The following is an 18,613-nucleotide window of genomic DNA, read 5'->3' on the forward strand; positions in this document are numbered from 1 at the left end:
AGATCGCCGAGACGGCCACGGTGAGGACCAGCTGCTCCGCGCCGACGGCGACCCCGGCCGACAGAGCCCACAGCGCCGGCGCCGCGCGGCGGTAGCGACCCAGGCCACCGGGACCGCGACGATCCCGGTCAGGACGACCAGCACCAGTAGGCGTCCGAGAGCGCTCCAGGTTGCCATGCCCGGGGGGCCATAGCCGAGCAGGAGTCCCAGGATCAGCACCTCGAGCGTGACAGCGAGCCCGACCGCCGCCGTCCAGAGCAGGTAGACGACAAGCTTGCCGAGCGCGATTCGGCCGCGGCTGATCGGCAGCGCGAACAGCCCGGTGATCGTGCCATCGGTGAACTCACGGGCGAACACCCAGGACAACACCACCCCGAAGCCGAGCAGGGCACCGGCAGCCACCACCTGGTCGGCGCCGAGCAGCAGGCCGGCCCAGTCCCGGGCGGCGGCCGCTCCGGCCTTGGCGATCACCTCGGGGTTGCCGCCGGCCACCGCGGCGGTGATCCCACCCAGCAGGCCAAGCATTCCGCCGAGGACGGCGAAGGTGCTGATCACTCCCACCGGAGAGCGGGTGAGCTTGAGCAGTTCGACGCCGACGGCGGCCCTCATCGGACGGCCTCCGCCCGGCGCTCGTCGTCCTGGCGTATGCGGTCGAAGAAGGCCCGTTCCAGATCGACACCCGTGGTGTCGAGCTCACCGAGCAGCCGTCCGGCGTTCATCAGCAGGACTCGGTCCGCGACGCGCGCCACCTCGTCCAGGTGGTGACTGCTGACCAGGATCGCGGCGCCGTCCGCGGCACGACGAAGAAGCTGTTCGCGCAGCAGAATCACCGACGCCGGGTCGAGGGCGTTACTGGGCTCGTCCAGCACGATCAGCCGCGGATCGTGTTGCAGCGCGGCGGCCAGCCCGGTGCGCTGACGGTTTCCGAGCGACAGCCGACGGAACCGGCGCTCCGCGAGCGGGGTGAGCTGCCACGCCTGAAGAGCGTCATCGACGCGTCTCGGATCGCTGCCGTGCAGCCGGCAGCCGATCAGCAGATTGTCCCGCACGGTCAACTCCGGGTAGGCCAGCGGCACCTCGATCAGCGCACCGACCTGCGCCCATGCCGAGGCGGGCGGCTCGGCCAGCGGACGGTCGAACAGCCGCACCTCCCCCTGCCGCGGGCGCAGAATGCCGAGCGCCAGCCGCATCAGCGTCGTCTTGCCCGCACCGTTGAGTCCGATCAGCGCGACGATCTCGCCCGGCCCGATCGCGAAGGTCAGGTCGGTCACCCCGCCGCCACCCGGGAAGCATCGGCTGACCTGGTCGAACGTGAGCACCTCAAACGCCTCCCAACACGTCCAGTGCCGCGCCGAGGATCGCGTCCAGTCCGCCGCTGTCGGAGCGTGCCCAGTCGAGCAGTGCCGCGCTCAGCCCGGCGATCACCGCGGACGCCGCGACCCGCGCCCGGGAAGCCGGCACACCGCGCTCCGTCAGCGCTTCGATCAGTGCGGTCACGGTGCCCTGGCTGGTGCGTTCGATCGCTCCTTGCAGTTCCGGCACCTCGGCGATGATCGCCAACCTGCCCCGGAGGGCGTCCGTCGCGGCGGGGTCGATACCGGCCCAGGCTTGCCGAATCCCCTCCACCAACGCCCGCATCGGCGGTTCATCCGCCGGTCGCGAGCGGACGGCCTCTGCCATCAGCGGGTCGAAGGGGTCGGACAGCAGCAACGACTCCTTGGTGGCGAAGTGCCGGAACAGGGTCATCTCGCTCACCCCCGCACGCGCCGCGATCTGAGCCGTGCCGGTGGCCGCGTAGCCCTGCTCGGCGAACAACCCCCACGCGGCGAGTGCCAACGCGTCATGGGTTCGGTCCCAACGTGCCATGGTTCTAATGTTAGTCACTAACTAACGAGATGCCAGCCTCCCGCCGATGGAGCATCGCGACGGCCGCTGGAGCCGCCCGCACCGTCCGATCCCGCCAGCGATACCGAGCGGGCGTCGCCGGCTAGGCCGACGCGGGCCAGTCGGCTGCTGCCGTCCCCGAGTCCCGGACGGCGTTGGCGGCGGTGACGATCGCCGCCAGGCTCGCGGACAGCACCGAGTCGGCACGCCCCGCCACCCACCCGGTACCGCCCGGGTGCCGGTATTCGACGATGGTGAGCGCCTCGCTGTCGGTGCCTGAGCGCATGCTGGTCTGATGCAGGTCGAGCACCTCGATCCGGACGCCGTGCGCCGCCAACGCCGAGCTCAGTGCCCGCACCGGCCCCATCTCGTGGTGCTCGCTCGTCCGCTCGGCGTCGTCGACTCGCAGCGTGATCCGGGTGTGCGTCCTGCCGTCGGTCTCGGACGCCTGGTAGCTCGTCAACGCGATGGACCGATCGGCGGTCGCGGCGCCGAGGTAGGCGTCCTGGAAGATGGCCCACAGTTCGGCGGCGGTGACCTCGTTGCCGGTGGCGTCGGTGTGGCGCTGGACGCAGCGGGCGAAGTCGATCTGCAGCCTGCGCGGCAACTCGACGCCGTACTCGGTTTCCAGCAGGTAGGCGATGCCACCCTTGCCGGATTGGGAGTTGACCCGGATCACGGCGTCGTAGCTGCGGCCGATATCGGCCGGGTCGATCGGCAGGTAGGGCACCCGCCACGCCGCCTCACTCTCGGTCACACCCTCGGCGGCGGCACGGACGCGATGCTCGGCGAAGCCCTTCTTGATCGCGTCCTGGTGGGTGCCACTGAACGCGGTGTGCACCAGGTCACCCACGTACGGGTGCCGCGGGTGCACCTCGATCCGGTTGCAGTACTCGACGGTGCGGCGGATCTCATCGATGTCGGAGAAGTCGACCATCGGGTCAACGCCTTGAGCGTGCAAGTTGAGCGCCAGCGTGGCGATGTCCACGTTCCCGGTACGTTCCCCGTTGCCGAACAGACAGCCCTCGACCCGTTGCGCACCGGCCAGCACCGCCAGCTCGGCGCAGGCGATCCCGGTGCCACGATCGTTGTGCGGGTGAACCGACAGGATCACCGAGTCACGCCGGGCCAGGTTCTTGTGCAGGTATTCGATCTGGTCGGCGTACACATTGGGGCTGGCGACCTCGACGGTGGCCGGCAGGTTCAGGATCACCGGCCGCTCAGGACAGGCGCCCCACAGCTCGGTCATCGCATCGCAGATCTCCAGCGCGTAGTCCGGCTCGGTGAGGTTGAAGACTTCCGGGGAGAACTCGAAGCGCGCGTTGGGCAGCTCGCCGGCGAACTCCCGCACGTCGCGGCCGCCGCTCAGGATCAGCCGTTTCAGCTGGTCCCTGCCGTGACCGAGCACCACGCTGCGCCAGATCGGCGCGGTGGCGGTGTACATGTGGATCACCACCGGATTGGTGATGCCCCGGATCGAGGCCACCGTGCGTTCGATCAGGTCGCGACGGGCCGGGGTGAACACCACGATGGTCACATCGTCGGGCGCCAGGTCGGTCTCGGCGATCAGCCGGACGAAGTCGTAGTCGGTCTGGGACGCCGAGGGGTAGCCGACCTCGATCTCCTTGTAGCCCATGGCGACCATCAGTTCGAAGAACCGCCGCTTGCGGGCGGGGTCCATCGGCTCGGCGAGGGCCTGGTTGCCGTCGCGCAGGTCGACCGGCACCCATAGCGGCGCCTCGGTCAGGCGGCGGCTCGGCCAGTCCCGGTCGGCGTCGGTGAGCGGGACGGCGACCCGCGCGTAGACGTCGGCGTAGCGGTGCGAGGGCATCTGGGAGCGCCGTTGCCGGTTCCAGAACGGCGCCCGGGCGGGCACCGGTCCGGCGGGGCTGGAGATGCGCGGGAACGCTGAGGTGGTCATGATGAGGTTTCCTTCTTCTTGGTTCGGGCGACCGGGCGCGACGAACGACTCCACGGCGGGGAGCCGGTCGGATCTAGGCCCCGCCGTGGCGGCGAAGAAGCAGGAACTCGAATCGATGCACGGGGAGAATGTAACACAACTCCTCAGACAAGTAGAGATGTAGGGACCATGACGCAGGTCAGGCGAACACCCCTGGCAGACCAGGCGGCCGAGTTGCTGCTGGGTCGGATCAGGGCCGGTGAGTGGGCGCTCGGCGAGAAGCTGCCGGGTGAGACCACACTTGCCCCGCAGCTCGGGGTCGGACGTTCCACCCTCCGCGAGGCGATCCGGCAGCTGGCCGGACGCGGCGTGCTGGCCTCCCGGCAAGGTTCAGGGGTCTACGTGACTGCGCTGGACGTCCCCGAGGACTGGGACACCGTGCTGCGCCGCAGCGATATCGCCGCGGTGATCGAGGCGCGGATCGCCATCGAGAGCGAGGCGTCCGCGTTGGCCGCCGAACGGCGCACCCCCGGCGAACTGCGCGCCATCCGCAGCGCGCTGAGCCGGCGGGCGGCTCACCGAACGGAGATCGACGACCATGTCGGGGCCGACACCGCCTTCCACCGCAGCATCGTCGAGGCCGCGCACAACCCGATCCTGCTCGAGTTGTTCGACGGCTTCACTCCGCGGCTGCGCGAGGCGATGGTGACCATGCTCCGGCTCCGCAAGGAGTTCGGCGACGACGCCGATCAGTCCGCCCACGCCGAACTGGTCCAGGCGATCGCCGACCACGATGCCGCGGCTGCGGCCACGCTCAGCCGGAGGCACCTGCTGTCGATCCGCGATCGCCTCGGCTGAGACCGTTCTCAGATCCAGCCGCGTTCCCGGGCGATCCGGACGGCCTCGTGCCGGGTCGACGCCTGCAGCTTGCCGATCGCCGAACTGAGGTAGTTGCGCACGGTGCCCGGCGACAGGTTCACCCGGGCGGCGATCTCCTCCACGTGCGCTCCCCCGTCGGCGGCCAGCAGCACATCGGCCTCGCGTGGGGTGAGCGGCGAGTCGCCGGCGGCGATCGCGTCGGCGGCCAGAGCGGGGTCGACGTAGCGTCCGCCACCGTGCACTGTCCGGATCACCTCGGCCAGCCGAGCGCCGCTGGTGGTCTTGGGCACGAAGCCGCGCACGCCGTGCGCCAGCGCCTGCTTCAGGTAGCCGGGCAGCCCGTGGCTGGTGACGATCACGCAGGCGCAGCCCGGCAGTTCGGACGCCAGCGCGGCCGCGACCTCGATGCCGGACGCCCCGGGCATCTGCAGATCGAGCACCGCCACCTCGGGGGTCAGCTTGCGGATCATCGCCAGCGCCTCGTCGCCGGAGCCGGCCTGACCGACCACCTCGATGTCGTCGGTGAGCTCCAGCAGCGCGACCAGTGCTTCACGGATCAGGTGTTCGTCCTCGGCGAGCACCACCCGGATCATGAACGGCCTCGCGATTCCGGCAGCCCGGACGCCGTCCGCAGCCGATCCAGCGCGGCGTCGGTGACCTCGGCGGTGAGGGTGAACCTGTCGGTGTCGTGGTCGATCTGCAGCCGGCCACCGACCTCGGCCAGCCGTTCCCTCAGCCCCGCCAGGCCCGAGCCGGCCTGCCCGGTCGCCGGATGCGGGTGGTCGTTGTCGAGCACCAGGCGGGCCCGGCCGGGTTCGCTGCTCAGCGCGATCCGGACGCGGCCGGCGTCCGCGTGCCGCAGGACGTTGGTGGTGCCCTCGCGGACCACCCAGGCGAAGGCCCGCGCGACCGGAGCCGGCAGCACGCCGCTGCCCTCGGTCACCGTCGTCACCTCGATGCCGGACGCCTCCAGCAGCGACCGGGCGCCGGCCATCTCATCGGCCAGGTCGGTCTGCCGATAGCCACGGACCACCTCGCGCACCTCCTCGAGCGCGTCGGTGGCGATCGACTGCACCTCACGCATCGTCGCCACCGATTCCGGACGTCCGCGGCGGGCCTGCTCGGCAGCCAACTCGGCCTTCAGCGCCACCGTCGACAGGGTGCGTCCGAACACGTCATGCAGGTCGCGTGAGAAGCGCAGCCGCTCTTCGGCCACGGCGAGCCGGGCCGTGTCGATCCGAGCCCATTCAAGTTCGCGCGTGGTGGTCAGCACGTTGAGGAACATCACCGCGTAGCCCAGCAGCAAGCCGGTCGCGAACGCCGACCAGTAGGCGGCGACCACCCACGGCAGTTCCTGGGCTGCGCCGGGATGCGGGCCGAGCCAGATCCCGAGTTGGCCGAGCACGATGCCGGTTGCGCCGATCACCATGGGCCGGATGCGCGGGTAGGCGAGCATCGGCATCACCAGCACGCTGCCGAGCATCGCACTGCTGAGCACCATCAGGAAGCCCGCCGGCGGGAACACGAAGCCGCCGGTGGCCGCACAGAGCAGCCCGGACGCGATCCACACCAGCCGCACCGGCTCGACCCGGCGCACGCGCACCGCGTCCCAGCCGCTGGCCGGTAGCAGGTCGGCGTCCCGCAGCCGGGTGTGCAGCACCACCAACCCGGACCAGGCGGCGACGATGAGCATGGCCGCCCAGGGCAGCGACCACTCCAGCGGGGCATCGCCGGTGACCGCGATCAGCGCTACGGCGCCGAGAATCGGAAACGCCCAGTGCAGCGAGTTGTAGACATAGCGTTCCGTGCGCCGGACGCCCAGCTCGGCACGACGCTGCGCTGTACTGCCTTGCAGGGTGCTCACGACTCCTCCTCTGCTTCGTTCGAGCCTAACGGTGACGGTCAGGACCGGGGATCCCAGCGGAACCGGCGTAGCCCGAGAACGAGTGCGCCAACAGTCCAGACCACCAGCGGCAGCAGCATGCCGCCGGCACCGGCCAGCACCTCGGCAGGGCCGGCCAGGACGCGTCCATCGATACCGACGCCGGTGTAGGCGAGCTTGATCAGGTCGACCACCGGGGTCATCGGCAGGACGTGGGCGACGCGCTGCACGGGTTCGGGCAGCCATTCCAGCGGAACCGAGAAGCCGGACAGCAGCAGCGAGATCAGGATCAGCGGCAGGGTGCTGATCTGGGCCGACTCGACGGTGCGGGTGTAGGCGGCGCTGACGATGGCGAGTGCCGTCCAGGCCGCGGCGCCGCCGAGCAGCGCCACCACCAGCGCCCATGGGTGCGCCATCGGCGCGCCCAGCAGCACCGCTCCCCCGATCGCGATCAGTGATTGGACGGCGAACAGCGCCCACAGCGGGACGGCCGGTGCGATCAGGATCTCCAGCGCGGTCGGTTCACCGGCCAGCAGCCGCTTCAGGACCAGCTGCTCGCGGCGTCCGACCAGGGAGGTGACCATCGTGTAGTAGATGACGAACATCAGCGCCGTCCCGACCAGCACCATGGTGAGCACGACGCCCAGGCCGGCGCGGTCCTGGCTCATCCCGAAGAAGGCGAGGCCGACCACGAACGGCATCGCGACCGCGGTGAAGATCGCCGTCCGGTTGCGCAGCAGGATCGTGGTCTCGCCCCTTGCCAGCGCGGCAAAGCGGCGGAATCTGGAACCTGGTGCTGCGGTCTCGAGCCGGGTGGTGGGCCGAGTGTCGAGGGTGGTCATGACTGCTCCTTGGTGTCGGCGATGGCCAGGAAGACCTGCTCCAGTGAGGCGGAGCGGGCGTCGAGCCGGCGTAGTGGGATGTCGCCGGCCCAGTCGAGGACGGCGCGCAGGGTGGGTTGCAGGGTGCGGGTTTCGATCAGCACCGAGTCGGACGCGGTGATCGTGGCGGCGCCGACGTTCAGGTCGGCCAGCGCGAGTCCGGACGGGCGGTCGAAGCTGATCCGGGCGGGGGCGTCGGCGACGATCTCGGCGACCGTGCCCTCACGGGCGATCAGGCCGGCGTTCATGATGGCCACCCGGTCGGCAAGCTGCTCGGCCTCCTCCAGGTAGTGGGTGGTGAGCAGCACCGCGGTCCCCTGCTCGACCAGGCCCTGCACCAGCGACCAGATGGCGCGGCGCGATTCAGGGTCGAGCCCCGTGGTGGGCTCGTCGAGCACGAGCACCTCGGGACGGCCCATGATCGCCAGTGCGATGTCGAGGCGCCGGCGTTCACCGCCGGAGAGCTTCGCAGTCTCCACGTCGGCCTGCGCTTCGAGCCCCACCGACGCCACGGCCGCGTCGGCCGGTGCCGGGTTGCTCAGCGTGCTGTGCCAGAGCCGGGCCATCTCACGCACGGTCAGGCCGGGCGGGAATCCGGAGCTCTGCAGCACCACCCCGGTGCGGTGCCGGACGTGCCGGCGTCCGGCGACCGGATCGTGGCCGAGCACCTGGATGCTGCCGTCACTGGGACGTCCCAGGCCCTCGATCAGCTCCACCGTGGAGGTCTTGCCGGCCCCGTTGGTGCCGAGCAGTGCGAACAGTTCGCCGCGCCGGACCCGCAGGTCGATGCCTCGGACGGCTTCGAACCAGCCGGTGGGCTCGCGCCGTCCGGTGAGGAGGTTGAGCCGGGTGCGGGTCACATAGCGGCGGCGGACACCGGTGACGGTGATGGCGTCGTCGATCGTGTCTGTGGTCATGCATCCAGGCTTCCGGGCGGCGCGGCGGCCGGGCAGTGCCGATGATCACCGGCTGAGGTGAAGCCGTCCGGGATCGGCCATGACGAATGTCATAGTCGTCCATCTGCTCAGGCGGCGAGGATCACACGCAGCCGCTTCTCCAGCGGTGAACCCGCTGGGGGTGGCGGGAAGAAGTCCACCCTCGCCCGCTTACGGCACGTCCGCGCACCGGGCGGATCCGGCGCTCGACTCAGGTAGCTGTGCCGGGTTGGGGTAGTCGTCGTGACCGTGCCGCCGGCGCCCTCGATGTCGGGTGTTGCACTCCAACCGGGCATGGTTTTGATCTGGTTGCAGGCCTCACAGAGGCCTTGACCGTTGGCGGTGCTCGTCTCACCGCCGGCCTGGTGGGGAACCACATGATCGGCGTGCCGGATGGGTGCGCCGCACCACGGCGTCCGGCAGTACTGGTCACGAGCGATCAGGAATCGCCGCAACCCGGCAGGGAACAATCGGGCCGCCGACTCCATCGCCACCAATCGTCCGGTGTCGGGATCGGTGTAGAGCCGGCGGATCCAGGTGCGCGCCTTGTCGGGTAGATCAGCGACCATCCGCCGGGCGAGGGGCGCCGGGATGGGCCCGTGGCCTGCTACCACGGCGGGCTCGTCGGCCGCGTCGCCGCCCCGGTCGGCACGCTCGCCGTCATCGGCGGGGTCTTCTGGGTGGCCGAAGAGCGTCTCGCTCGCCATGACCAACTGGACCTCCACCTCGACCTCGTCGGCTGCTGCCTGACCGGTGACGCGCTCGACCAGGGTGTCCGCCATCAGCTGACCTCGGCCACGCTCCTCACCCCCGGCCCTGGCCGAATCGGCAGCTCGGGTGAGGGCGGCGAAGGCAGCGACCCCTTGCGCCACCGGGAGCAGCGCCGACAGCCGCGTCATGCAGTCGGGCGTGGGCCGGAGCGACACACACCGATCGGCCTCAGCCTTCCGTGCCCGCTCGACGAACGAATACGGATCGAGCCGGTAGGCAACCTTCCGGGCCTCTGCGCTGACGGCCCGATCACTCAGCTCGCCCAGCCGGTCGGCCAGTTCGGCGTCCACCTGCCGCCGATGTTCCCGGCTCAGGCACGCGGTCTCTTTCACCATCAGCGTGGCTCGCCACTCGCTCGGTTGGCCGGCGGCGAGAGCGGCCATCGTGTGCGGCATCTCATGCACCAGCGCCTCAGCCAGGCCGACAAACCGGGAACCGTTGCGCGGCGATTCGCGTCGCGCGAGCGCCACCTGCGCGGCGACGTCTTTGCCACGCCGCCCGGCCGGAAGCCCAGCTGCCTCATGTTCGGCAACCTGCACCCCCTTGAATGCCGCCGTGACCCGTGCCTGGGCGGCGGCACAGGCCGCCTTGAGCTCTTCCAGGGATCGAAGCTGATCGATCAGGCCCGCAGCATCGGACGCCAAGCGCACCGCCGCCACCCCCGGCACCAGGCCGGGAAGCGTATCGACGGTGAGCTTCTCCATGGCTGGACTCTACCCGACATGACGCCTATAATCAAACGTATGTTCGATAGCAATTCAAGCCCGGATCAGTCAGGTCGACAGCCGACGATCACCGACGGCAGTGCCGTGACCAAGCCGCCGTGGCCGCCAGAGTAACGACCTCGTCCGACAGTCGACACGCAACCACCGGCGTGCCCGAGACGTGCGGAGTAGGGTGGCTCGACATGCTTGAAAAGCATCGCTACTTCGCATCGCAGGTTCGACATGGTTGAGCAGACTCACGACTGGCGTCGTTACGTGGCGATCGGCGACTCGCTCACCGAGGGGCTGGCCGATCCCAATCCGGACGGCAGTCCGCGCGGCTGGGCCGACCGATTCGCGCAGCATCTCGCCGACGCCGCCGGCGAGCCGGTGGAGTACGCCAATCTCGCCATCCGCGGACGCTTGCTCGGTCCGATCGTGGCCGAACAGCTGGAGCCGGCGCTGGCACTCAAACCCGATCTGGTCAGCCTGTGGGGCGGCGGCAACGACATCCTCCGCCCGCGTGCCGAGGTGGACGTGATCACCGACGAGATCGAGCAGGCGGTGATCCGGCTGCGCGCGTCCGGCGCCGATGTGCTGATCGGCACCGGGATCGACGCCAAGGACTCCCCCGTGCTCGAGCTGACCCGTTCGCGCACCGGTATCTACAACGCCAACATCTGGAGCATCGCCCGCCGGCACGGCGCCTATGTGATCGACGTCTGGGGCATGCGCTGCCTGAAGGACTGGCAGCTGTGGCACGACGACCGGCTGCACTTCAACAGCATCGGCCACGAGCGGGTGTCGCAGGCGGCGCTGGTTGCGGTCGGTCTGCCCGCGCGGCCCGATTGGGACGAGCCGCTCCCGCCGCTGCCTGCGAAGTCGCGCCGCGAGTGGCTGGAGTGGCAGCTGACCTGGGCGCGCGAGCATGCCGGGCCATGGATCGGACGGCGGATCCGGCGGACTTCCTCCGGCGCGGGACGGACGGCGAAACTCCCGGACTATGTGTCGGTGCCGCCACAAGCGACGCAGACGGCACAATAGGCCGCATGCCTGCCGCAACTCTGGCCGATCGCGCCGCCCCGGCTGCCCTGCGCCTCCCCGACCGGCTACGCCTGGGCGCCGGTATCGCCGCCGGCAACCTGGCGGCGCTCGGGTCGCGCTTGGCCAATCGCGGATCGGGAGCATCCATCCGGGGCCAGGTGCTGACCCGGATCGCCCCGGACGCCTTCAAGCTGCTGCTGCGCGGACGCCGGATCGCGAGCGTGACCGGCACCAACGGCAAGACGACCACCTCGCACCTGCTGGCGGCGGCCGTCCGCTCGGGACTGGGGGCGGACACCCGGCGGCTGGTCACCAACGCCGACGGGGCCAACCTGCACTACGGCATCGCCTCGGCGCTCAGCGCGCATCGGCTGGCCGACATCGCGGTGCTGGAGACCGATGAGCGCGTCGTCTCCGACATGATCGAGTACGGCCGTCCGGAGATCCTGGTGCTGCTGAACTTCAGCCGCGACCAGCTCGACCGCAACCACGAGATCAAATCTCTCGGACGCGCCTGGCGCACCGCCCTGGAGCGGGCCGGACACGACGGGCCCACGGTGGTCGCCAACGCGTCCGATCCGCTGGTGGTGTGGTCGGCGGGCACCGCGGCCAACGTCGTCTGGGTGGACACCGCCACCTCATGGACGGGAGACGCCGCACTCTGCCCCGCCTGCGGCGCGGTGCTGAGCACCGCCGAGGGCCGGTGGGACTGCCCCGCCTGCGAACTCACCGAGCCGGCGGCGTCCTGGGTGGTCGACGGCGCCAGCATTCACACCCCGCACGGCGACGAGGTGACACCGCAGCTGCGGGTGCCCGGCACCTTCAACGTGTCGAACGCCGCCTGCGCCCTGGCCGCCGCGGTCGAGTTGGGCGTCAGCTTGGACGCCGCACTCGCCGGCATGCGCACCGTCACCGCACCGGCCGGACGCTTCGCAACCGCCACCCTGCACGGAACGACCGCGCGGCTGCTGCTGGCCAAGAATCCCGCCGGGTGGGCCGAGGCGCTGCCGCTGGCGACGTCCGACCCGGTGATCCTCGCGATCGACTCGGTCGCCGCCGACGGCAAGGACGTGTCGTGGCTGTGGGACGTCGACTACGAGCAACTGCAGGGCCGGCGGGTGGTCGCGGCCGGGCCGCGGGCCCAGGATCTGGCAGTGCGGCTCAGCTACGCCGAGGTCGAGCACCAGGTGGTGCCCGATCTCGCCTCCGCCCTGGCCACAGTGCATGACCAGCGGGCCTCCGCGCCCGGCGTCAACGGTGCGGTACCGCAGGCCCCGGTCGACCTGATCGCCACCTATACGCCGTTCCAGAAGCTACTGAAGATGGCGGGTCTGCGATGAGCGCGCCGGTCGAGATCGTCCTGATCTACCAATCCCTGCTCGGCATCTACGGCGACCGCGGCAATGCGATGGTGCTGGTGAAGCGCCTGCAGTGGCGCGGGATCGACGCGAAGCTGACCATGGTCGAACCGGGCGCTCCGGTGCCGGCGACGGGCACTGTGTACCTGCTCGGCGGTGGCGAGGACGCCGCCCAGGTCTCCGCCGTCCGGGCGCTGCAGGCCGACGGCAACCTGTTCCGCGGCCTGGACGCCGGCGGCGTGCTGTTCGCGGTCTGCGCCGGCTATCAGATCTGTGGGACGACCTTCACCATCGGTGAGCGCGATGAGGTGATCGACGGCCTCGGGCTGTTGGACGTCGAAACCCGCCGCGGCCCCGAGCGTGCCGTCGGCGAGATCCTCACCCGCTGGACGGCACCGGACGGCAGCCAGCGGCTACTCACCGGCTTCGAGAACCACGGCGGCTTCACCCGGCTCGGCGCCGGCGCGAAACCCCTGGCCAGCGTTGAGATCGGCGTCGGCAATGCTAATGACGGCACCGAGGGCGCCGTCCAGGGACGGGTGATCGGCACCTATCCGCACGGCCCCGTGCTGGCCCGCAACGCAGCCCTCGCCGACCACATTCTGTCGGTGGCGCTCGACCGTGAGTTGGAGCCGCTGGAGCGGCCCGAGATCGACGAGCTGCACCGCCAGCGGGTGGCCTTCGTCCGCAATCAGGCGGTCCGGCACTGAAGATGTCCACGGTGCCCGCCGATTTTCCCTCCGGGCACCGGTTCGGTATAGTTACTGATCGCGCGCCGCTAGCTCAACTGGCAGAGCAGCTGGCTCTTAACTAGCGGGTTCGGGGTTCGAGTCCCTGGCGGCGCACAACGAAAGGCCCCGGCTTCGGCCGGGGCCTTCGTCGTTGTCCGGGGTCTCGACAACCTCGCCCAACACAGAGATTCAGAGCGGACGCACGTGCCGTTCGGCGATCTCGACCACCTTGGCGACCCGGCGGGCGTACTTCTCTTCGGTGGTGCCGAGCCAATCCGTGGTCATCCAGGATTTGGCCACCTCCATGGCCAGTGCCGAGCCGATGATCTTGGCGCCAATGCAGAGCACGTTCGAATCCGAATGCGAGCGGGCCAGCCAGGCGCAGAACGGGTCTTGCGCCACTGCCGCGAACAGCCCGGGCAGCTTGTTGGCGATCATCGCCGAGCCGTAGCCGACGCCGTCGACGAAGATCCCCCGCTCGCACTCGCCGCGGGCGACGGCCAGCGCCGCCGGATACACGTGGTCGGGCAGGTCGCAGGCCTCTTCGTCGTAAGCACCGAAGTCCACCACCTCGTGCCCCTCGGATCGCAGCCAGGCCGCGATCTCGTTCTTCAGTGCCGTCCCGGCGTGGTCGTTGGCCATGGCGATGCGCATGGCGTCACGCTAGCGCCGACCGATCGGCGGCGACAGCTATTTGACCACTGCTTCCAGCCTGAGCTGCAGGTCGCCCAGCGCGGTCTGCGGATCCTTCGTCCCGTCGATGGCGGCGTAGGCCTCCTCTTGGATGGCACGGCTGACATCGGTGCTGTAGCGGGCCGCCTTGGGCCGTGGCTGCGCGGTGCGGATCGAGTCGCCGAGCGTCTTCAAGTAGGGGATCTTGGCCTGCAGCGCGGGCTCGTCGTACAGCTCCTCCAGCACCGGCGCCAACGAAGCGTCCTGCAGGCGGCGCTGCTGCTGCTCCTTGGTCTGCATCCAGTTCACGAACTTCAGCGCGGTGCCCTTGTTCCTGGCGAAGGCCGAGATGCCCAGGTTCTGCCCGCCCAGCGTGGAGACGCCCGGGCCGTCCTTGCCGGGCAGCGGGGCCACCGCGAAGCGTCCGGCGACCCGGTCGTCCTTCCCGGCCAACTCGTACATGTAGGGCCAGTTGCGCAGGAACAGCAGCTTGCCGCTCTGGAAGGCGGCCCGGGACTGCTCCTCCTGCCAGGTCTTGGCCTCGGCCGGGATCCGGCCTGAGGTGAACCCGTCCACGATCCAGCTCAGCCCGGCCAGCGCTTCGGGGCTGTTGACGCTGGCCTGACCCTGCGCATTGAGGATCGAGCCGCCGGCCGAGCTGATCGCTTCGGCGACGTTGCTGGTCAGCCCCTCGTACTTGTCGAACTGGCCGCCGTAGCACGACATCCCGTCCTGGCTGGGCAGCACCTTGTCACAGGCCGTTTGGAGCTCTGCCCAGGTGGTCGGCGGCTGCAGCCCGGCCTTGTCGAGCAGGTCCTTGCGGTAGTAGAGCAGGGCGCCGTCGGAGGTCGACGGCATCGCGTAGAGCTTGTCGAAGTAGGTGCCGGAATCCACCGCCGCCTTGAGGTAGCCGGCGGTCGGGAAGCGATCGGACGGCAGCTCCTGCAGCCAGCCGTTGGCCGCGAACTCGGTGGTCCAGACGACGTCGATCGCCATCACCGCGAACTCGCCCGATTTGTTCTTGGCCCGTTCGACCATGGCGTCGCGCTGCTCGTCGGTGGATTCGGACAGTTCGCGCAACTCCACCTGCTCGCTGGGGTTGGCCTTGTTCCACTCCGCCACCTGTGCCTTGGCCGTGCCCGAGGTGTCCTTGCCCTGGGCGTAGACGATCGGCCCCAGCTCGTCCCAGTTCGCACTCGGCGCGGACGCCGTGACCGACGCCGAGGGCGCCGGTCCCGCGGTGCAGCCCACGCTGATCGCCAGCGCACCGGCGGCAGCCAGCGCGATCAGGGCTCGCCGGACGGCGCGGGCGTGACTCATCGAATCCTCGCTTCGGTGGGACGCGGCGGCTGGCCGCGGGTTGCTCAGTCGCGGCGAATGCTCCGCAGGATGCCGCGCACCAGCAGCACGAAGGTGACCACACCGGCGACCGCACCGCCGAGCAGCAGCACCCGCTCGGTGCGGAGCTGACCGTTCTCGTCGATCACCTGGGCCTTGGCGTTGTTGAACTCGGCGGCGGCGAGACCACGGGCGTCGTCGATCCCCCGCTGCATGACCGCCTTGGGATGCACCTGGTTGATCAGCCCGGCCACATTGTCCGCGAGGCGCTGGCGGGCAGCCGCGATCTCGGCCTCGATGTCCTGCTTGCTGCGGGTTGTGCTGTCGGCCACGGGGAGTCCTTCTGCCTCGGTTGGGGTCTCTACCCTATGCCCACGACCGCCCGCCCAGGCACCCCCACAAGGGTCTGCGGCCGAGACTCCCGGCCGAGACCGTCGCCGGAACACCCTAGAGTGGAGCCCATGCCGAAGCTGTCTGTGGGCGACGTCGCTCCCGCGTTCACCCTGCCCGATCCCGACGGAACCCCGGTGTCGCTGGCCGATTACGCCGGGCATCGCGTCATCGTCTACTTCTACCCGGCCGCGATGACCCCCGGCTGCACCACCCAGGCGGTCGATTTCTCGGCCGCGCTCGGTGAGATCGCCGCCGCCGGATTCGACGTCGTGGGCATCTCGCCGGACAGCGTCGAGAAGCTGGCCAAGTTCCGCCAGCAGCAGGAACTGGCGTTCCCCCTGCTGGCCGACCCGGACAAAGAGGTGCTGAAGGCCTACGGCGCGTTCGGCCGCAAGGTGCTGTACGGCAAGGAGATCGAGGGCGTGATCCGATCGACCTTCGTGGTGAGCGTCGACGACCAGGGCGTCGGCCACATCGACGTCGCCCAGTACAACGTCAAGGCCACCGGCCACGTCGCCAAGCTGCGCCGCGAGTTGAAGATCCCCGCGCTGGAGGGCTGACCGGCTAGCTGCCCCGCCGGTCGACGGCGATGTCGGCGACCAGCGCCGCCATCAGCTCATTGGCGACACTGCGGAGCTTGCCGATGTCCACCGCGTCATGGCGTTCGGCCACCGGCTTCTCGATTTCTTCCAGGATCGCGCGGCGCGGTGACTGAGCGGCGGCCAAGGCGACCTGGCGGCGCAGTTCCTCACTCATCAGCACCCCGAGCTCACCGACCCGCCGCGCCAGTTCGCAGGCGTACCGCTCGGCACCGGCAGCCACCTCGGGATCATCGGAGGTGAGCATCTCGGCGGTGCAGTAGAGCAGGGTCAATCCGTGGGAGAAGTCGCCGCCACCGAGTTCGGCGACGGCCCGCCGAGCCAACGGACGATCACCCCGCGCGGCGCTCTCGGCCACCACGGCCAGTTCGAGGCCCAGCAGCCGCTCCCGGGTGCGCTCCCCCTTCCCGGGTCCGGACAGCACCGGCGCCACGTCACCGCTCTGCTGCGCCATGGTGTCGAGCAGTTCGCGTCCGGCGTCGTCGGCACTGCTGATCGTGTCACGCAACTCCATCGGCTTGATCAGCAGGGTGCAGACGAAGACCAGCACCACGATCGGAATGCACACCAGGAAGATCGTCGAGATCTGCTGAGCCAGGGCGATCCGGACCGCACCCACCACCTCGATCGGCAACTGCCCGATCACGGTCGGGTCGAGCACCGAACCGGCGTTGATGGTGCCGTGCGGCATGGTCTTCGCCAGCTCCGGCGGCAGGTGGGCGAAGATCGCCGAATCCAGCCCGGCGCTCAGCACCGTTCCGAACACGGCGGTTCCCACGGTCGCACCCACGTTGCGGAAGAACTGCAGCGCGGCGGTGGCGACCCCCAGGTCGCGGCGGGCGACGGCGTTCTGCACCACCAGCGTGTACTGCTGCGACAGCGCGCCGAGGCCGACGCCGATCAGGCCCACACCGGCGACCACTTCCCACATCGACGATTGCGCGTGCAGCTGGGACAGCACCAGCACGCCGGCACCGAGCAGCACCGCACCGACCAGCATGATCTCCTTGTAGCGGCCATAACGGGTGATCAGCAGCCCGGCTCCCATGCCGACGAAGACCAGGCCGAGCATCAGCGGCAGGGTGATCAGGCCCGAGGTGGTGGCGTTCACGCCGAGCACACCCTGGGCGTACACCGGCACGTAGATGATCGACCCGAACATCACCATCGACATGCCGAAGGCGCCCAGGTTGGCGAAGGTGAAGATGGTCGAGCGGAACAGCTGCAGCGGCACCACCGGCTCGGGCGCCCGCAGTTCGACGAACACGAAGATCACCAGGAACACCGCGCCCACCACGAACAGGCCGATGATCAGCGGCGAACTCCACGGGTAGCTGGTGCCACCCATCGAGGCCGCCAGCAGGGTGGCGGTGATGCCCACCGACATGGTGGCGATGCCCCAGTAGTCGATGACGGCCTTGCGCGGCTCGTGGTCCATCACCAGGAACCGGGCGATCACGAAGACCGAGACCAGGCCGATCGGCACGCCCACGAAGAACAGCCAGCGCCAGCCCAGGGCGTCGGTGATCACGCCGCCGGCCAGCGGACCGGCGACGCTGGTGACGCCGAACACGACACCCATGTAGCCCTGGTACTTACCGCGCTGACGAGGGGGAATGATGTCGCCGACGATGGTCTGCGAGAGCGGCATCAGAATGCCCATGCCGAGGCCCTGGACGGCGCGCGCGGCCACCAGCCACCAGAAGGTCTGGGCAGTGCCGGCCAGGATCGAGCCGAGCACGAAGATGCCCAGGCCGCCCAGGTAGAACGGACGCCGTCCGAACAGGTCGGAGAGCTTGCCGACGATCGGCACCGAGATCGCCGACACCAGCATCGCGGCGGTGGCGACCCACGAGTAGTACTCCATGCCGCCGAGTTCGGCGACGATGCGCGGCATCGCCGGGCCGACGATGGTCTGCGAGATCGACGCCACCAGCATGCCGAGCAGCAGGCCGGTGAAGATGCGGCGCGATTGCGGTGTCAGCTTGAACGGTGCGGGGGCGGTGTCGGTCACGAGGCGGCCTTCCGGTGCAGTGAGTCGTTCAGTTCGTGGAGCAGTTCGGCGAGCCGGACGCGATCGGGCTCGGGCCAGTGGTCGAGCGCGTCGGTCACCAGGGCGATCCGGCGTCGTTGTTCGACCAGGAAGGCCTCCCGTCCGGCAGGGGTGATCTCCAACTGCTGCGCCCGTCGGTCGTCGCGGTCGGTCCGGCGGACCACCAGATCGCGCCCGGCCAGCGCGGCCACCCGGCGGCTGAGCGTCGACGGGTCGAGGCCCTCGCTCTGCGCCAGATCGCCGGCGCGCATTGCGCCGTCCCGATGCAGCCGGCCGAGCACCAGGTATTCGGGCCTGGTCAGCGTGGCGCCGCGCTGCTGATCGTTGGTGATCCGCCACAACAGGGTGAAGAACCGGGCCAGCTCCTCAGATAGTTGCATGATGCAACCATACAACTTTCAATGAGCTTCCACCAGAGGACGAACGGCAGCGATTCCACCCGCACGCTGACCGAGACGGTGACGAAGTCACGGCCCGCGGTGGGCGTGGCACAACCCCGGACACCGTGGCAGTCGACCGCTCCCGACGTCCGGGGCGCTGCTCGGAGATGGTCACCTGGGCAGGCAGCGGATCAGCGCAACTCGCTCGT

Annotated in this window: 19 protein-coding genes and 1 tRNA gene; 6 read left to right on the top strand and 14 right to left on the bottom strand. The window is 69.8% G+C overall.

Going from position 1 to position 18,613, the window contains the following annotated elements:
* From Q0066_RS17180 to Q0066_RS17195, 4 genes are all read right to left on the bottom strand, one after another.
* A partial coding sequence (locus Q0066_RS17180; RefSeq protein ID WP_298135213.1) for an ABC transporter permease occupies nucleotides 1-609 on the bottom strand: 609 nt, incomplete at its 3' end.
* A complete protein-coding gene (locus Q0066_RS17185; RefSeq protein ID WP_298135215.1) occupies nucleotides 606-1,319 on the bottom strand; it encodes an ABC transporter ATP-binding protein in 714 nt (237 codons plus the stop codon). The genes Q0066_RS17180 and Q0066_RS17185, both read right to left, overlap by 4 nt.
* Nucleotide 1,320: 1 nt before the next feature.
* Complete coding sequence (locus Q0066_RS17190; RefSeq protein ID WP_298135217.1) at nucleotides 1,321-1,866, bottom strand: TetR/AcrR family transcriptional regulator; 546 nt, start codon at nucleotides 1,864-1,866, stop codon at nucleotides 1,321-1,323.
* 121 nt (nucleotides 1,867-1,987) lie between these two features.
* On the bottom strand, nucleotides 1,988-3,805 hold the full coding sequence (locus Q0066_RS17195; RefSeq protein ID WP_298135219.1) for a 2-isopropylmalate synthase: 1,818 nt from the start codon (nucleotides 3,803-3,805) through the stop codon (nucleotides 1,988-1,990).
* 168 nt (nucleotides 3,806-3,973) lie between these two features.
* Between Q0066_RS17195 and Q0066_RS17200 the strand changes: the two genes are divergently transcribed.
* On the top strand, nucleotides 3,974-4,642 hold the full coding sequence (locus tag Q0066_RS17200; RefSeq protein ID WP_298135221.1) for an FCD domain-containing protein: 669 nt from the start codon (nucleotides 3,974-3,976) through the stop codon (nucleotides 4,640-4,642).
* Between the two features lie 8 nt (nucleotides 4,643-4,650).
* On the opposite strand, the gene Q0066_RS17205 is transcribed toward Q0066_RS17200, so the two are convergent.
* The 5 genes from Q0066_RS17205 to Q0066_RS17225 all read right to left on the bottom strand — a co-directional run bounded on the left by Q0066_RS17205 (nucleotide 4,651) and on the right by Q0066_RS17225 (nucleotide 9,836).
* Nucleotides 4,651-5,256 carry a response regulator transcription factor gene (locus Q0066_RS17205; protein WP_298135223.1) on the bottom strand — a complete coding sequence of 202 codons (606 nt, stop codon included), beginning with the start codon at nucleotides 5,254-5,256 and terminating at the stop codon, nucleotides 4,651-4,653.
* Nucleotides 5,253-6,527 carry a histidine kinase gene (locus tag Q0066_RS17210; RefSeq protein WP_298135225.1) on the bottom strand — a complete coding sequence of 425 codons (1,275 nt, stop codon included), beginning with the start codon at nucleotides 6,525-6,527 and terminating at the stop codon, nucleotides 5,253-5,255. Before Q0066_RS17210 ends, Q0066_RS17205 begins: the two co-directional genes overlap by 4 nt.
* A 38-nt stretch (nucleotides 6,528-6,565) precedes the next feature.
* Complete coding sequence (locus Q0066_RS17215; RefSeq protein ID WP_298135227.1) at nucleotides 6,566-7,387, bottom strand: ABC transporter permease; 822 nt, start codon at nucleotides 7,385-7,387, stop codon at nucleotides 6,566-6,568.
* Entirely contained in the window at nucleotides 7,384-8,343 is a 960-nt protein-coding gene (locus Q0066_RS17220) for an ABC transporter ATP-binding protein (RefSeq protein ID WP_298135228.1), read from the bottom strand. Before Q0066_RS17220 ends, Q0066_RS17215 begins: the two co-directional genes overlap by 4 nt.
* Nucleotides 8,344-8,450: 107 nt before the next feature.
* Complete coding sequence (locus Q0066_RS17225; RefSeq protein WP_298135229.1) at nucleotides 8,451-9,836, bottom strand: HNH endonuclease signature motif containing protein; 1,386 nt, start codon at nucleotides 9,834-9,836, stop codon at nucleotides 8,451-8,453.
* Nucleotides 9,837-10,079: 243 nt separating this feature from the next.
* Between Q0066_RS17225 and Q0066_RS17230 the strand changes: the two genes are divergently transcribed.
* From Q0066_RS17230 to Q0066_RS17245, 4 genes are all read left to right on the top strand, one after another.
* On the top strand, nucleotides 10,080-10,880 hold the full coding sequence (locus Q0066_RS17230) for an SGNH/GDSL hydrolase family protein (protein ID WP_298135230.1): 801 nt from the start codon (nucleotides 10,080-10,082) through the stop codon (nucleotides 10,878-10,880).
* Nucleotides 10,881-10,885: 5 nt separating this feature from the next.
* Complete coding sequence (locus Q0066_RS17235; RefSeq protein ID WP_298135231.1) at nucleotides 10,886-12,220, top strand: MurT ligase domain-containing protein; 1,335 nt, start codon at nucleotides 10,886-10,888, stop codon at nucleotides 12,218-12,220.
* Nucleotides 12,217-12,948: a glutamine amidotransferase gene (locus tag Q0066_RS17240; RefSeq protein ID WP_298135233.1), complete on the top strand. Its 732-nt coding sequence runs from the start codon at nucleotides 12,217-12,219 to the stop codon at nucleotides 12,946-12,948. The genes Q0066_RS17235 and Q0066_RS17240 overlap by 4 nt, the downstream gene beginning before the upstream one ends.
* A gap of 62 nt (nucleotides 12,949-13,010) precedes the next feature.
* Nucleotides 13,011-13,083, top strand: a tRNA-Lys gene (locus Q0066_RS17245).
* Between the two features lie 75 nt (nucleotides 13,084-13,158).
* On the opposite strand, the gene Q0066_RS17250 is transcribed toward Q0066_RS17245, so the two are convergent.
* From Q0066_RS17250 to Q0066_RS17260, 3 genes are read right to left on the bottom strand one after another with little or no spacing between them, the layout of a single operon-like run.
* A complete protein-coding gene (locus tag Q0066_RS17250) occupies nucleotides 13,159-13,623 on the bottom strand; it encodes an RpiB/LacA/LacB family sugar-phosphate isomerase (RefSeq protein ID WP_298135235.1) in 465 nt (154 codons plus the stop codon).
* A gap of 36 nt (nucleotides 13,624-13,659) precedes the next feature.
* The gene (locus Q0066_RS17255) at nucleotides 13,660-14,961 is read right to left on the bottom strand and encodes an ABC transporter substrate-binding protein (RefSeq protein WP_298135237.1); all 1,302 of its coding nucleotides are present in this window, start codon (nucleotides 14,959-14,961) and stop codon (nucleotides 13,660-13,662) included.
* Between the two features lie 44 nt (nucleotides 14,962-15,005).
* Nucleotides 15,006-15,311, bottom strand: a complete 306-nt coding sequence (locus Q0066_RS17260) for a DUF3618 domain-containing protein (protein WP_298135239.1) — start codon at nucleotides 15,309-15,311, stop codon at nucleotides 15,006-15,008.
* A gap of 129 nt (nucleotides 15,312-15,440) precedes the next feature.
* Here Q0066_RS17260 and Q0066_RS17265 point away from each other — a divergent pair, with 129 nt between their 5' ends.
* Nucleotides 15,441-15,932 (top strand): peroxiredoxin, encoded by a 492-nt coding sequence (locus tag Q0066_RS17265; RefSeq protein ID WP_298135241.1) that lies wholly within the window; start codon nucleotides 15,441-15,443, stop codon nucleotides 15,930-15,932.
* 4 nt (nucleotides 15,933-15,936) lie between these two features.
* Here Q0066_RS17265 and Q0066_RS17270 read toward each other — a convergent pair whose 3' ends face one another.
* Nucleotides 15,937-17,985 carry an MDR family MFS transporter gene (locus Q0066_RS17270; RefSeq protein WP_298135243.1) on the bottom strand — a complete coding sequence of 683 codons (2,049 nt, stop codon included), beginning with the start codon at nucleotides 17,983-17,985 and terminating at the stop codon, nucleotides 15,937-15,939.
* The gene (locus Q0066_RS17275; RefSeq protein ID WP_298135244.1) at nucleotides 17,982-18,404 is read right to left on the bottom strand and encodes a MarR family transcriptional regulator; all 423 of its coding nucleotides are present in this window, start codon (nucleotides 18,402-18,404) and stop codon (nucleotides 17,982-17,984) included. Before Q0066_RS17275 ends, Q0066_RS17270 begins: the two co-directional genes overlap by 4 nt.
* Nucleotides 18,405-18,613 lie beyond the last annotated feature (209 nt).

The sequence above is a fragment of the Micropruina sp. genome, from assembly GCF_027492755.1.
GTDB lineage: Bacteria > Actinomycetota > Actinomycetes > Propionibacteriales > Propionibacteriaceae > Micropruina.

Bases quoted from the DNA above. Each gene is read 5' to 3' on its own strand.
- Q0066_RS17190 (WP_298135217.1), bottom strand. From the start codon at position 1,866: ATGGCACGTTGGGACCGAACCCATGACGCGTTGGCACTCGCCGCGTGG.
- Q0066_RS17195 (WP_298135219.1), bottom strand. From the start codon at position 3,805: ATGACCACCTCAGCGTTCCCGCGCATCTCCAGCCCCGCCGGACCGGTG.
- Q0066_RS17200 (WP_298135221.1), top strand. From the start codon at position 3,974: ATGACGCAGGTCAGGCGAACACCCCTGGCAGACCAGGCGGCCGAGTTG.
- Q0066_RS17205 (WP_298135223.1), bottom strand. From the start codon at position 5,256: ATGATCCGGGTGGTGCTCGCCGAGGACGAACACCTGATCCGTGAAGCA.
- Q0066_RS17215 (WP_298135227.1), bottom strand. From the start codon at position 7,387: ATGACCACCCTCGACACTCGGCCCACCACCCGGCTCGAGACCGCAGCA.
- Q0066_RS17220 (WP_298135228.1), bottom strand. From the start codon at position 8,343: ATGACCACAGACACGATCGACGACGCCATCACCGTCACCGGTGTCCGC.
- Q0066_RS17225 (WP_298135229.1), bottom strand. From the start codon at position 9,836: ATGGAGAAGCTCACCGTCGATACGCTTCCCGGCCTGGTGCCGGGGGTG.
- Q0066_RS17230 (WP_298135230.1), top strand. From the start codon at position 10,080: ATGGTTGAGCAGACTCACGACTGGCGTCGTTACGTGGCGATCGGCGAC.
- Q0066_RS17235 (WP_298135231.1), top strand. From the start codon at position 10,886: ATGCCTGCCGCAACTCTGGCCGATCGCGCCGCCCCGGCTGCCCTGCGC.
- Q0066_RS17240 (WP_298135233.1), top strand. From the start codon at position 12,217: ATGAGCGCGCCGGTCGAGATCGTCCTGATCTACCAATCCCTGCTCGGC.
- Q0066_RS17250 (WP_298135235.1), bottom strand. From the start codon at position 13,623: ATGCGCATCGCCATGGCCAACGACCACGCCGGGACGGCACTGAAGAAC.
- Q0066_RS17255 (WP_298135237.1), bottom strand. From the start codon at position 14,961: ATGAGTCACGCCCGCGCCGTCCGGCGAGCCCTGATCGCGCTGGCTGCC.
- Q0066_RS17265 (WP_298135241.1), top strand. From the start codon at position 15,441: ATGCCGAAGCTGTCTGTGGGCGACGTCGCTCCCGCGTTCACCCTGCCC.
- Q0066_RS17275 (WP_298135244.1), bottom strand. From the start codon at position 18,404: ATGCAACTATCTGAGGAGCTGGCCCGGTTCTTCACCCTGTTGTGGCGG.